At 70.5% G+C, this 11,057-nt stretch carries 18 protein-coding genes; all 18 read right to left on the bottom strand.

From position 1 onward, the window contains the following. Nucleotides 1-8 precede the first annotated feature (8 nt). From QFZ75_RS18450 to QFZ75_RS18365, 18 genes are read right to left on the bottom strand one after another with little or no spacing between them, the layout of a single operon-like run. A complete protein-coding gene (locus QFZ75_RS18450; protein WP_307538314.1) occupies nucleotides 9-299 on the bottom strand; it encodes a DUF4035 domain-containing protein in 291 nt (96 codons plus the stop codon). 59 nt (nucleotides 300-358) lie between these two features. Then, entirely contained in the window at nucleotides 359-727 is a 369-nt protein-coding gene (locus tag QFZ75_RS18445) for a hypothetical protein (protein WP_307538313.1), read from the bottom strand. Beyond that, nucleotides 724-1,038 (bottom strand): hypothetical protein, encoded by a 315-nt coding sequence (locus QFZ75_RS18440; RefSeq protein ID WP_307538312.1) that lies wholly within the window; start codon nucleotides 1,036-1,038, stop codon nucleotides 724-726. The genes QFZ75_RS18445 and QFZ75_RS18440 overlap by 4 nt, the downstream gene beginning before the upstream one ends. Then, nucleotides 1,038-1,460: a phage tail tube protein gene (locus tag QFZ75_RS18435; protein WP_307538310.1), complete on the bottom strand. Its 423-nt coding sequence runs from the start codon at nucleotides 1,458-1,460 to the stop codon at nucleotides 1,038-1,040. The genes QFZ75_RS18440 and QFZ75_RS18435 overlap by 1 nt, the downstream gene beginning before the upstream one ends. 12 nt (nucleotides 1,461-1,472) lie before the next feature. Next, nucleotides 1,473-1,874, bottom strand: coding sequence for a DUF3168 domain-containing protein (locus QFZ75_RS18430; RefSeq protein WP_307538309.1), 402 nt, complete (start codon nucleotides 1,872-1,874; stop codon nucleotides 1,473-1,475). After that, nucleotides 1,871-2,005: a hypothetical protein gene (locus QFZ75_RS18425; protein ID WP_307538307.1), complete on the bottom strand. Its 135-nt coding sequence runs from the start codon at nucleotides 2,003-2,005 to the stop codon at nucleotides 1,871-1,873. Before QFZ75_RS18425 ends, QFZ75_RS18430 begins: the two co-directional genes overlap by 4 nt. Beyond that, on the bottom strand, nucleotides 2,005-2,379 hold the full coding sequence (locus tag QFZ75_RS18420) for an HK97-gp10 family putative phage morphogenesis protein (protein ID WP_307538306.1): 375 nt from the start codon (nucleotides 2,377-2,379) through the stop codon (nucleotides 2,005-2,007). The genes QFZ75_RS18425 and QFZ75_RS18420 overlap by 1 nt, the downstream gene beginning before the upstream one ends. Nucleotides 2,380-2,382: 3 nt before the next feature. Next, the gene (locus QFZ75_RS18415; RefSeq protein ID WP_307538304.1) at nucleotides 2,383-2,712 is read right to left on the bottom strand and encodes a hypothetical protein; all 330 of its coding nucleotides are present in this window, start codon (nucleotides 2,710-2,712) and stop codon (nucleotides 2,383-2,385) included. 7 nt (nucleotides 2,713-2,719) lie between these two features. Then, nucleotides 2,720-3,058, bottom strand: a complete 339-nt coding sequence (locus QFZ75_RS18410; protein ID WP_307538302.1) for a head-tail adaptor protein — start codon at nucleotides 3,056-3,058, stop codon at nucleotides 2,720-2,722. Then, entirely contained in the window at nucleotides 3,055-3,651 is a 597-nt protein-coding gene (locus tag QFZ75_RS18405) for a hypothetical protein (RefSeq protein WP_307538301.1), read from the bottom strand. The genes QFZ75_RS18410 and QFZ75_RS18405 overlap by 4 nt, the downstream gene beginning before the upstream one ends. A 13-nt stretch (nucleotides 3,652-3,664) precedes the next feature. Then, nucleotides 3,665-4,111 (bottom strand): hypothetical protein, encoded by a 447-nt coding sequence (locus QFZ75_RS18400; RefSeq protein WP_307538299.1) that lies wholly within the window; start codon nucleotides 4,109-4,111, stop codon nucleotides 3,665-3,667. A 1-nt stretch (nucleotide 4,112) separates the two neighbouring features. Continuing rightward, nucleotides 4,113-4,502 (bottom strand): hypothetical protein, encoded by a 390-nt coding sequence (locus QFZ75_RS18395; protein ID WP_307538297.1) that lies wholly within the window; start codon nucleotides 4,500-4,502, stop codon nucleotides 4,113-4,115. Nucleotides 4,503-4,517: 15 nt separating this feature from the next. Then, nucleotides 4,518-5,360 (bottom strand): P22 phage major capsid protein family protein, encoded by an 843-nt coding sequence (locus QFZ75_RS18390; RefSeq protein WP_307538296.1) that lies wholly within the window; start codon nucleotides 5,358-5,360, stop codon nucleotides 4,518-4,520. Nucleotides 5,361-5,377: 17 nt separating this feature from the next. Further along, nucleotides 5,378-6,130: a hypothetical protein gene (locus QFZ75_RS18385; RefSeq protein ID WP_307538294.1), complete on the bottom strand. Its 753-nt coding sequence runs from the start codon at nucleotides 6,128-6,130 to the stop codon at nucleotides 5,378-5,380. Nucleotides 6,131-6,178: 48 nt separating this feature from the next. Next, on the bottom strand, nucleotides 6,179-7,120 hold the full coding sequence (locus QFZ75_RS18380) for a hypothetical protein (protein ID WP_307538292.1): 942 nt from the start codon (nucleotides 7,118-7,120) through the stop codon (nucleotides 6,179-6,181). Further along, nucleotides 7,117-8,619 carry a phage portal protein gene (locus QFZ75_RS18375; protein WP_307538291.1) on the bottom strand — a complete coding sequence of 501 codons (1,503 nt, stop codon included), beginning with the start codon at nucleotides 8,617-8,619 and terminating at the stop codon, nucleotides 7,117-7,119. Before QFZ75_RS18375 ends, QFZ75_RS18380 begins: the two co-directional genes overlap by 4 nt. Before the next feature lie 9 nt (nucleotides 8,620-8,628). Continuing rightward, nucleotides 8,629-10,275, bottom strand: coding sequence for a hypothetical protein (locus QFZ75_RS18370; RefSeq protein WP_307538289.1), 1,647 nt, complete (start codon nucleotides 10,273-10,275; stop codon nucleotides 8,629-8,631). After that, a complete protein-coding gene (locus QFZ75_RS18365; RefSeq protein ID WP_307538288.1) occupies nucleotides 10,259-10,735 on the bottom strand; it encodes a hypothetical protein in 477 nt (158 codons plus the stop codon). The genes QFZ75_RS18370 and QFZ75_RS18365 overlap by 17 nt, the downstream gene beginning before the upstream one ends. Between the last annotated feature and the right edge of the window lie 322 nt (nucleotides 10,736-11,057).

Here is an 11,057-nt window from a genome sequence, read left to right as displayed (position 1 = left end):
TGTCGTGTTCAGTTGTCGGTGTTCACCTGCACGCGTCCGCCCAGGGCGGCGTTGGCGGCCATGGCCTGCTTGAACAGCTCTTCGGGGGTCTTTTTGATGCGGGTGCCGTCCCAGCGCGGCATGAAGTCCGCGATGGTGGGGGGCCGTTTGCCCTTGCCGGTGTTCACGGCGACGATCGCTGCGGCGATGGTGGCGGCGTTCACGTCCCCGCGCGCGCCCCCGAGGGGCCCGAACGTCAGCTCGTAGGCCCGCCATTCGGCGAGCTCCGCGGAGCCGATGTCGGCGAGGAGGTGGCGCACGGAGCGGGCGCCGAGGTGGGCGGCCAGGCGGAAGTAGAAGGCCCGCGCTGGCCGCCTTTTCAGTTTCCCGCGAGCTCCTTGACGTCGGCCTCGTCCATCTTCGACAGCCGCATCGCGACGTCGCACACCCGCTGCAGCGCCGCCGCGGACTTCTCGCCCAGCCGCTTCGCCTCGGCCGCCGAGCGGAACTGCTGCTTGCCGTTCTCGTCGACGATCGTCGCCGCGGCGAGCCGGGCCCGAAATCCCTCCAGGCCCTCCATCCGTACCGAGGCGCCGTCCTTGCCGACGAACTGCGACTCGAACTTGTCGCGCTCGGTGCCGGGCATCTCCCGCACGCGCACGGTGCCGCCCCACTCGGGGACCTCGACGTCCTCGAAAGCGAGGTCGTCGGCGCTCAGGATCTGGTCTGCGGACAGGTACTGCGTCATCGGTCGTTCTCCTTTTCCCGCCGTTGCGGCGGAGGATCGACGACGAGAGGAACGATGCGTTCCTCGCGGGCGGCATCGCCCGTGGCCTCGTCGAGGTACAAGCGCCCGGCTGCGTTGCGCAGGTAGGCGGTGAAGCGGATTACGCGGCCCGTGCCGTCGAGCGTGAGCGGCTCGACGGTGATGTCCTCGTGCACGGGCACGTCACTGGGATCGACGCCGTTGGCGCGCAGCCAGTCCCGCAGCTCCGGCAGGCGGCCGCTGCAGGCGACGACCGGCCACGTGTCGGCGTCGTAGACCGTCTCGCCCGGCATCAGACGCCGGTGGTGATGACCGGTTTGCCGGACACCTTGAACTTGGCGCTCGCGGCCAGCTTGTCATCGTGCGGGGCCTCGGGCTCGAAGCCGGTCAGGATCGCCTTGAAGCCCCACTCTCCGAGCGTGCCGGGCCACACGCACTTGTAGCTGCGGGGCACCGCGTCGTTGAAGTCGGAGACCAGCGAGTCGTGTTCGCGGGGGTCGTAGTTGATCTCGATCTCGACTTCCCCGCCGTCCTTCAGGCCGCCGATGAACTCGCGCCATCCGTCCTCGCTGTCGTGCGCGGTGACGTCGTAGGTCTCGCGCTCGATGCCCGGCGGGGTGATCTCCGTGACGTTGGCGAGCGGCGAGAACGTCTCGGTCGGGGTGGCACCGTCGCCGCGCAGCAGCTGGGTGCCGAAAGCGTCCAGACCAGCCATGGGTCTGCCTCCTTACGCTTTGGTCAGCCACACGCGATAGCTGACGTTGATGTGCCTGATGTCGGGGTCCGGGTCGCGGACCTGGGTGTGCTGGTCGTGGGCGATCGAGATGTCCTTGAAGCCGGCTACCGCCAGCGGGACGCGGTCCAGGGCGGCGTCCAGCTGCACGAGGATCCCGGCGGCCTCCTTGAAGCCCCTGTACTTCGACCAGATGTGCAGCACCACGGAGGCGGACAGACCGCGCTGGTTGTGGGCGTCGTCGACGTTCTCCGTGATGGAGCCGATCGACACGTAGGGGTGGGCGACGGCCTCCGGGACCTCGTCGTAGACGCCCCTCACGAGGGCCATCAGCGGGGCGTGCCCGGTGAGCTTGCCGTACACCGCCTGCTGCAGAGGCCACAGGCCGGACGTCACGGGCCCCTCCGCTGCTCACGCTTCTCCGCCTTCGCGATCTTTTCCTTCAGGCGGGCGATGGCCCTGGTGAGGTCGGCCAGCTTGGCCTCGTCGCGGGCGAGCTGGCGCCGCCAGGTGTCGATCAGTGGCATCAGGCGCCTCCCATGTGCCGGCGGAACGCGGCCCGGTAGGTGCGGGTGACCTGGGCGCGGTGTTCGTTGAACGCGGGCAGGAGGTAGGGCTGATCGTTCATGGAGCTGGTGCCCTTCTCCACGTAGTAGGCGTACTCCATCTGGTCGGGGTCCCACACGCCGACATCCGCGCGCCCGTAGCCCTCATTCACGCGCTGGTCCAGGGCCTGCCACAGGTTGCCCTTGTCGCGCGGCACCCGGTCCTCGGCGGTGCCCTGGACGGCGTCGGCCCACTCGCGCAGGGTGTCGGCGCGGGCCTGCTTCATCGCCTCGGGCACGCGCGCGACGGCGCGCAGCGCGTTGCCGAGGCCGTCGATGCGGATGCCCCGGGCCATGGGTCAGGGCAGCTGGACGACGGCGACCGTGACCGAGGTGACAGCGCTGTAGGTGATGGCGGCCCGCCCGGTCAGCGGGTCGCGGAACAGGGACGACTTCAGGGCGATGACGGCGACTCCGGCGGCCGGGATGACCTGCACGGCGTCGGCCACGGCGAGGTCGCCGACGGTACCCGGGGTGGCGACGGTGACGGTCTTGGAGGTCGCGTCGCCGTTGCGGACGAGCAGTGCCAGTTTCTCCCCGACGGGGGCTTGGTCGCCTCCGCCGGCCGCGGCGGCATAGACGGGCTGCAGCCCCCCGGCGGGGACCTTCTGTGCGGACAGGATGGCCATGAGTTCCTCAGCTTCCGGTGGTGGGCTGGCGGACCGTGCAGTCCGCGCGCAGATAGGTGCCGGGCTCGGACGGCTCGAACACGGCGAACACCTCGACGACGCGCCCGGGCGGGCGCAGTTCGTCGCCGCGGCGCACGTCGGCGTCCGGGGCGAAGTACCAGGTCTCATCGAGCTGCGACTCGGACTGGTCAGCGGCCTGGCGCTCGCGCGCGGTCGGCTGCGACATACGCGCGCGCGGGGTGCCGACCTGCGCCCAGGCGGTTTCCTGGCCGCCGCCCCCGTCGTCGCTGGTCGTGGCCCGCCAGACGGGCACCTTGCGGTTGAGCAGGCGCCCGATGCGGCTCATCGGGCCCTCAGCAGGGAGACGCCGCCGCCGAAGCGGGCGGCCAGCTGCTCGCGCAGGTACTCGGGCAGCTCGATCTCGGTGATGCGGCCGCCGTCGCCGTACTGCACGGCGTAGTCCCCGATCCGCTCGGAGCGAATGTCCGCAGCGGCCAGGCCCTCGCCGTCGGGCTGCGCCCGGTGGGCGATCAGGACCGCGGCAGCGATCCGGCAGACGAGGCCCACAAGGTCGTCGGGGACGGTGGGCAGGCCGTGTGTCTGGGTGACGGTCACCTCGGTCGGCCCGGAGGGGGACGACCAGCCGGAGGACCGCCACAGCCGGTGGGAGCGCAGCCGCCAGTCGGTGACGGCCTGGCCGTCGACCTCGACGGCGGCCACGGACTGGATGGGCGGCCCCGGCAGCGTCAGCCACTGCGAGTTGTCCGGGCCTTCCAGGCCGACGGTGGATGTGGTCTGGCTGATCGGCACGCCGGCGGCCTCCCGGACGGCGGCCGAGGCCTCTGCCAGGAAGACGCCGACGATGTCCGTCTCGGCGGGGTCGACCGTGAGCCCGCGGGCCTCGAGGTCGGCCACCGTCGCCAGGGGGTCAAGTGCCACGGTGACCTCCCTGTCAGTTCGCCAGGTCGATCAGGTCGGCCTTGGTGTAGTTCACGGCGTCCTCGGCGGACAGCTTGCCGAGGCGCACGACGTAGCCGACCCACGCCGACTTCTCGGCGTCCTCCGACGGCCGTCCGTCGGCGGCCGGCGGTACTTCCCGGGGCTGGTCGGGGAGTTCCGCCAGGGCGGCCTTGGTCATGCCCTCGGCCTCGGCTCGCTCCAGGCCGTGCACGGCAACCGCCCAGTCGACCCATTCCGGCTTCGCCGCGGTCTTGCCCGGGCGCTCGCTCGCAGCGGTCGGCCTGACGCCCTCGCCCTCCGCTGTGTAGTACGGGGAGCCGTCCGCATTCACGCGGCGCAGCGCCCCGCGTTCGAGGCGCTGCTCGATCGGCTCCGGGAGCGGGAGATCGAAGGCGTGGACGGCTCCGCCCTCGCCCTTGAGGTGAATGGTCTCGGCCATGTCAGGTGTTCCTCGGGACTCGGAAGGCCGTGATCGTGCCCGCGACGAACGCCGTGGCGATGTCGACGAGGATCGTGCCGTCGCCCTGCAGGAAGCGGCCCGACTCGAAGGGGCCGATCCACCGGGTGGCGCTGTTGGCGACGGCGACGACGAGGTTGCCCTGCCCGGCGGCGATCGCGGGCGGGTTCGTCCCGGCGAGGACCGTGACGTTCCCGCCGGTGGCTCCGGCGGTGACCCGCAGCACGGTCAGCTCGGGGACGGACTTGGCGTTCGGGCCGGCCGTCGGGATGACGTGCCCGTTGCCGACGCCCGCGTTCGTGGCGGTGCCGGCCGGATCGGCGATGTCCCCGTTGGGGACGAGGTTGCTGTACGCAACGGGAGTGCGTGCCATGGTGGCGAGGTCCTCTCAGGTCTTGGACGCGAGGAGCGTCGCGAGGTAGGTCGGGCGGATGACCTTGGCGCCGTACAGGTGCAGGCCCTTGATGGCGTCCGAGAACGAGGACTCCGGCCGGTACGCCTCGGTCTTGTTGATCTGCTCCGCGTAGGAGATGGCCTCGGACACGCCGGCCTGCACGACGAAGTCGTCTCCGGTCGGGTTCGGGGCCTGGTTGGACTGCGCCAGGTTGAAGCCGAGCGCACGGCCGATGAAGCCGTTGCGCAGCGGCTCCGTGCTGCCGCTCGCGGAGGCGTCCAGGAACTTGTTGTTCTCCAGCAGCAGCGAGAAGAACCACGGCGGCCCCACGACGTACCGGTTCTCTTCCGGGACGTCCGTCTCGTCCAGCTTGAGCTTGAGCATCCGCAGCTGGGTGTACGCCAGGTCCGCCGTGGTGACGGACACCGTGCCGAGCTGGTTGGCCACGGCGACCTGCGTGTACAGGTTCGCCACGACGGAGTCAGCGATCTTGGCCAGCCCGTAGGCCGCGCGGTTCATCGCCTCGGGCATCACGGAGCCCTTGGCCTGCCGCTTGTCGACGTCGTCGACCTTGAAGGCGAAGTACTTCGACTGGTCGATGAGCAGCGTGCGCTGCGCGTCGGTGAGCTCCTCGGGCGTGATGACCGTGGTGTTCGGGTTGTAGGTGCCGATCGTCGGGTCGGAGATCGACGTGATGCGGACGGTGTCGCCGGCCTCGGCGATCTCGCCCTCGTAGTTGCGGTTGACGACGCCGGGCTGGGCGTAGACGAGCCGGGTCCGGTTGGCGACCAGCAGTCGCGCGCTCCAGACTTCCGGCTTGAAGCGGGTGATGGCCATCGGTGTCCCTCCTGGGGTCAGCCGGCGCTGAGGTAGTCATCGAGCTGGCCCGTTTCCTGGGCCTTCACGATCGCCTCGGCGCTCATGTTCTTGAGGTCTTTCTCTCCGAGCTGCTTGGGTCGGGACGCCTTGCGCGCTGCTCCGCCGTCGCCAGTGCCCTGGAACCTCGTGGCCTTTGCGGCTGCCAGGTAGGGCTTGTTCTTGATGAGATCCTCGATCGCGTCGGTGATCTCGGTCTCATCGACCGCACCGTCCTCGTCCACCTCGAATGTCGAGAGGTCGAGGAAGGTCAGTGCGTCCTTGGGGTCCGCCAGGCGGCCCTTGGCCGCGGCACGGACTTCGGCCTTGAGGATGCGGGTGTTGGCCGTGGCCGTTGCGGCCGCGGTCGCCTTGGACACCGCATCGTCCGTGCCGTCGGTGGTCTGCTTCGCGAGCTTCTGCTCGAGGTCGCGGCGCTTGTCGCGCTCGCTGCGCCACTTGCCCTTCATGGAGGCAAGGGCCCGCTTGCCGGGGTCGCCGAGCTTGTCGGCGCCCGCAGGGTCCGGATCGCTGTCGTCGCCGGCGTCGTCGTTGCCGGTGCCCGCGTCGTCGTCCTGGTCGTCGTCGGAGTCATCCGTGCCGTCGTCGTCCTGGTCGTCGCCGGTGTCGTCGTCCTTGCCGTCGTCGTCTCCGTCCGCGTAGAAGACCGGCGACCAGGGGCCGGTGCCATACGGGCGGGACCAGCCGGGGACGCCAGGGCGGACGCGGCGGGGCAGGGTGCTGCTGTTCATCGTGATCTCTCCCATTGCGGGGTGAAGGGGACCGGGCGTTGCGCGCGGTCAGAACAGATAGCCGTTGCGGCGCAGGAGCCGGATGGCGTGCTCGCGGTCGTCGGCCAGCCGATAAATCTCCTCCGGCATCAGCCGCGGCGTCTGCGCGGTGGAGTAGCGGTTGCCCGCGATCTTCTGGAACTTCGCCGACTTCTGTCCGTACAGGCCGCGGCGGGTGACGCCTTCGGTGGTGGCCTTCACGGTGCGGCCGTAGCGGGTGACGGTCGTCATGCCGCGGCGGGCGTTGACGACCTGCCCGATGTCTGCGCCGTCGGCGAGCGCCTTCACCGCGGCCGCGCCGAACGCGCGCCGCTGCTGGCCCTCGTCCATCTGCGCGAACAGGGCCTCGGGCATGACCGGCTTGAAGCTGTCGCCGGGCCGCTTGGGGGCGAGCGTGCAGTCACAGCGCGGGTGCCGCAGGAACCCCTCGGACAGCGGGTACTCACGGCCGGCCAGGATCACGCAGCGCGCGCACGCCGGCAGCTCGACCACGCGCACGTAGGACACGACGCGCGGCCGGGCGATCATCCCGGCCATGTCGGCGATCCGGCCCGCGTCCGCGATCAGGGAGCGGGTCACCATCTCCAGGAACGCCGCCCCGGACAGGATCGACAGAGCTGTGGAGAACCCGCGGCGCAGCCGGTTGAGGGCGATCAGCAGCGGATACACCAGCGGCACGGCCAGATCCCCCGTCGCGGCGACGGCGGCCTCGGGGTCCACCGCGCCTTCGCCGGGACCGATCTCCTGAGCCAGCCACGGCTCCGAGGTGCCTGCTGCCGCCAGCTGCCCGCTGCGGATCAGCTCGGCGACCAGGACGGCCCGGGCCAGCCAGGACCGTTCGAGGTCCTCGGGGTCGACGCCGGACCACACCGCCCGCACGGCGGCCGCCGTCGCCTGGCCCTGCGCCGCGCGCTCCGCCTGGTGCTGCTGCGCAGCGGCCGGGACCGTCACGCCGCCTCCTCGGCTGGCTCATCGTCCTCCCCGGGCCCGGGCGGCATCTCACGCCGGGAGATGAGCGCGGCCGCCGCGGCGACCGGATCCATCTCCGCCTCCCGCTCGCGCAGTGCCACCACGTCCGCCACCTCGGTGGGGGTGAGTCCGTAGCGCAGGGCCAGCCACTCGAAGGGGAAGCCGATGTCCTTCAGCTTCACCAGGGAGTCGGCGAGCTGGGCGTTCGAGCGGGACTCGGAGTCCGCCCACAGGACCGCGCCGGCGCGCATCGCCTTGGCCTTGGCCTGCTGGTCACGAGCCAGATAGATCAGCCGTGCGACCTCCCGCAGGCCCTGGCCCGACCACAGTTTCTTCTCGTCGACCCGCTTGACCAGACCGGTCTCGGCGGCCAGCAGCGCGCCCTCGGCGAGGTTGGCCATCTTCCCGATCAGGTAGTGCTGCGGGGTGCGCGTCTGCGCGGCGAGGTGCCCGACGGCGACCTCCATCACGTCGGTGTACATGGTCAAGTTGGCCGCCGACCACTCCGAAATCTTCGCGTCCTTGCCGGTGATCCACGCGACCCGGTCCACCTGGAACTTGTCCAGGTCGACCGCCTGCTTGCCGACGATCTCCCCGGCTGCGTTCAGCTTGGGGATCATCGGCCGCTCCGCGCCCGTGATCACGCGCTGCGGGAAGGAGGCGGCGTCGGAGGCGGTGAACAACTGCGCCCAGATCAGGTTGATGGCGTCCTGCATCGCGACGACGCCGGCGACGTCCGAGATCGGCTCGTCGACCAGCATCGGCTTGTTCGGCAGTTCCACCATCGGAACGGCCCCCATCGGGTTGGGCTGCGGGTTCGGCTCGTCCCCCATTTCCCGGGGCTCCCAGGTCTGGCGGCGCCGCCGCTCGCCCTCCGGCACCCACAGGCGCATCGCCTCGTCGACGTCGGCCATCTGCGGACTCTTGTCCTGGCGTGCCAGCGGCCGGGAGAACTTCCACACCTCGTCGGGCAGGTACAGGGTGGCGAAGTCGCCGTTGCCGTCCTGCCAGCGCTTGAGGGCGGCCCGGCGCCGCCGGCGCGAGCCGGGCTCGTAGACCACGATGCACTGGCTCGCGTCCTCGAACGTGACGACCGGCATGTCCTCGTCATCCGGGTTGCCCCACACGAGAACGAAGCTGCGGCCGGACAGGACGGAGCCGAGGAACCCCAGCTGGCTGTCGGCGTCCAGCCCGTTGACCTGCCACACCTCCCACAGGTCCTTGTCCGCTGTGTGCTCGCCGGAGGCCTGGAAGCCGGTCACCGACATGCGCTCGATCGGGCTGTCGCCCACGACCTGGACCCAGTTGTCGGAGAAGTCGCGGTACCGCTCGCCGTGGAACTTGGCGAACTCATCGCTCGCGAAGCGCAACGGGTGTTTCCCGCGGTAGTAGTTGTTGTGCTTGTCGATGTCGATGCGGCGGCGGATCAGCTCCGACTCCAGCAGAGCGACCAGCTCGAGGGCCTCGCCCAGCGTGGCCATGCAGCCCCCTCATGAGCCGTAGTAGTAGGACACTTCCTGCTCGGCCAGGCCCGCGGCGATGACGTCGCCGAGCGCCTCGTGCGCGAGCACGGACGACACCGCAATGTCGATCTTCTGAGCGGGGCTGGCCTTGCGGAGCACGTACAGCCCAGACGGCCGCTCGGCCTGCCGGGTGTTCTCGATATGCGACTGCGTCAGCGGGCAGCCGTCGTGCGTGAACGCGGCCGCGCGCGCACCTTCCGCGGTGTTCCGCTTCACCACGTCGGTCTTCAGCCGCTCGGCCGCCGCGTACATCTGCACCATGCGGCGCGTGTACCAGCGGATCACCCGCTCCTCGCCGTACTGGTCCACCCACTCGTCGACCTCCGTGTCCCAGTAGGGCGGGTCCGCGTACAGCCGCACGACGTCGTAGCGGTTCATCAGCTGGTCCATCGCCGCGCGCACTTCCGCGCGCGGGACCTGGCCGCCGTAGTCGGCCGGGTTCCAGATGGTCGGCTCGTCGTTGCCCCCGTACAGCGGGGTGAACTGGTAGCCGTCCATCGTCTCGGCGCGGATCGCCGTCCAGTCGTCCATGTCCGAGCCGTCGAAGCCCAGGACGATCCGGGTCATCGGCCGCACCCTGCGCGGCTTGGCCTTGGCCGCCCACTTCGTTCCGTCCAGCCAGCCCGCGCTGCCGGCCACGCACCGGTTGCCGAAGAACCGTTCGGCCTGCGCCGGGTCCTTCTCCATGATCTCGGCGGCCTCGGCCTCGATGGCGTCGAGATCCACGTGCGAGGAGCCCGCGTACACGACGGCGTGGATCTTCCGGCGCTGCCGCTTGTCCTTGTACGACAGCGACTTGGGCGCCTGCGGGTGGTACCGGAAGATGTCCTTCGCCCGGGCCTCGGACGTCGTCTGCGCGACCGAGTTCTCCGACGGATCCCACCCGTTCGTCGTCTCCATCGACCGGCCGCCCATGCCGGCCGCGCCGCGCCGCTGCGTCTCGGCGACCCTCCGGAGCTTGTTCGTCACGTTGTACAGGCCGGTCTCGTCCTGCATGGCGAAGATGATCGGGTTGCCGAGGCGGGACAGGGCGCTCGAGGTGACCACGTCGATCCGGCCGTCGTCCCCGACCCGGGTGAACTCCTCGCCGGACTGCATGATCTCGGCGAGCGGACCGCGCTTCACCATCGACCGCAGCGGCCGGTACACGTTGGCGACCTGGTCCTCGGAGGTGGCCGTCAGCTGGATCAGCGGTGTCGGCCACGGCACGCCCATCGGCTCGCCGGGCTGGTAGTCGTACCACCAACCGCACCCGCACCCGTGGTCCGAGCAGCGGTAGCGCTCCCCGCCTTTCGCCCACCCGTTGAAGACGACCGGCCCCGCCCCCTCTGCGAGGACGATCGTGGCCGACCACGGGCCCTTGCCCGTCTTCTGCGGGGCGACGACCTGGCTACGGCGGTAGTGGAACGCCGGCGCCAGCTGCCCGACGCGGGCGGCCGGCTTGACCCGGTAGTGGTTGACCGTGCACCACAGCTGCCACGGGTACAGCTCCATGCGCTCGCCCACACGGAAGCCGTCCGGGACCGGGCAGTGCTCCTCGATCCAGTCCGGAACGATCCACAGGGTGGGGAAGTCGACGACGAACTCGGCTCCGGGGTCAGGCCCCTTCGCCATTGGGCACGACCTTCAGCCGGTCACGGGCCGACGGGCGCCGCGCCGCGGGCTCCGGGCTGGCCGTCGCCTCGGGCTCGTCGACCGCCGGGGCGACCTTCCACCGGTTGCGGTTCATCCCCGCCACGCTCAGGCCGAGGCTGTCGAGGTAGCTGCGCACCATCTTCTTGACGTCCACCCGGCCGTCCGCCCGCTCGGCCTCGGCCAGCGTCCGGACGAACAGGGCGACTTCCAGCGCCTGATCCATCGCTTCCCACGCCACCGCCTGCGGCTTCTCCCACAGGTCCTCCCACAGATCCAGCTCACGCGGCGCAGCTTCGGTCAGCGGCCACTCGGGCGGTGCGCCCGCGCGCCCTTCGGCCGGCAGCGTCCGCCACCCGCCCTTGTCCATGGACGCCGCGCTCTTCAGCGACCTCGGGTCCGGCGGCGGGCCGGACACCGCGCGCGCTCCACCACGGGGCATTTCGATCACTCCTCGGCGCTGCATTGCGCAGCCTCGAATGCCGTCACCTTGCGTGACGGCGGGGACCCTCTGAACCCGGCGGACCTCCGAGCGCCCTCCCCGGCGTTCCGGACCCCCTATCGGCTGGGGGTCACCCCCCACCCCCCGGCAAGCCTCTGACCTGCACCTTTGCATCTCATTAGGCCCCTGACCTGCACTTATGCCATTGAGTCACGATGAGCGGTCGTTCCAGCCCCCTGGCTGATGCTTCGCTGTCTCACGAGAGTGATGAGCCTTGGTCATCGCTTGCAGGTTCGACCAGTCATGACCACGTGGTCCCAAG

Source organism: Streptomyces sp. V3I8 (assembly GCF_030817535.1).
In the GTDB taxonomy this organism is placed as follows: Bacteria; Actinomycetota; Actinomycetes; order Streptomycetales; family Streptomycetaceae; genus Streptomyces.
This window is presented reverse-complemented; position numbering and strand designations above follow the sequence as displayed.

Excerpts from the sequence above, each read along its gene's own strand:
- QFZ75_RS18395 (WP_307538297.1), bottom strand. The coding sequence starts at position 4,502 with ATGGCACGCACTCCCGTTGCGTACAGCAACCTCGTCCCCAACGGGGAC.
- QFZ75_RS18445 (WP_307538313.1), bottom strand. The coding sequence starts at position 727 with ATGACGCAGTACCTGTCCGCAGACCAGATCCTGAGCGCCGACGACCTC.
- QFZ75_RS18365 (WP_307538288.1), bottom strand. The coding sequence starts at position 10,735 with ATGCCCCGTGGTGGAGCGCGCGCGGTGTCCGGCCCGCCGCCGGACCCG.
- QFZ75_RS18400 (WP_307538299.1), bottom strand. The coding sequence starts at position 4,111 with ATGGCCGAGACCATTCACCTCAAGGGCGAGGGCGGAGCCGTCCACGCC.
- QFZ75_RS18440 (WP_307538312.1), bottom strand. The coding sequence starts at position 1,038 with ATGCCGGGCGAGACGGTCTACGACGCCGACACGTGGCCGGTCGTCGCC.
- QFZ75_RS18415 (WP_307538304.1), bottom strand. The coding sequence starts at position 2,712 with ATGGCCATCCTGTCCGCACAGAAGGTCCCCGCCGGGGGGCTGCAGCCC.
- QFZ75_RS18385 (WP_307538294.1), bottom strand. The coding sequence starts at position 6,130 with ATGAACAGCAGCACCCTGCCCCGCCGCGTCCGCCCTGGCGTCCCCGGC.
- QFZ75_RS18425 (WP_307538307.1), bottom strand. The coding sequence starts at position 2,005 with ATGCCACTGATCGACACCTGGCGGCGCCAGCTCGCCCGCGACGAGGCC.
- QFZ75_RS18410 (WP_307538302.1), bottom strand. The coding sequence starts at position 3,058 with ATGAGCCGCATCGGGCGCCTGCTCAACCGCAAGGTGCCCGTCTGGCGG.
- QFZ75_RS18370 (WP_307538289.1), bottom strand. The coding sequence starts at position 10,275 with ATGGCGAAGGGGCCTGACCCCGGAGCCGAGTTCGTCGTCGACTTCCCC.
- QFZ75_RS18390 (WP_307538296.1), bottom strand. The coding sequence starts at position 5,360 with ATGGCCATCACCCGCTTCAAGCCGGAAGTCTGGAGCGCGCGACTGCTG.
- QFZ75_RS18375 (WP_307538291.1), bottom strand. The coding sequence starts at position 8,619 with ATGGCCACGCTGGGCGAGGCCCTCGAGCTGGTCGCTCTGCTGGAGTCG.
- QFZ75_RS18435 (WP_307538310.1), bottom strand. The coding sequence starts at position 1,460 with ATGGCTGGTCTGGACGCTTTCGGCACCCAGCTGCTGCGCGGCGACGGT.
- QFZ75_RS18420 (WP_307538306.1), bottom strand. The coding sequence starts at position 2,379 with ATGGCCCGGGGCATCCGCATCGACGGCCTCGGCAACGCGCTGCGCGCC.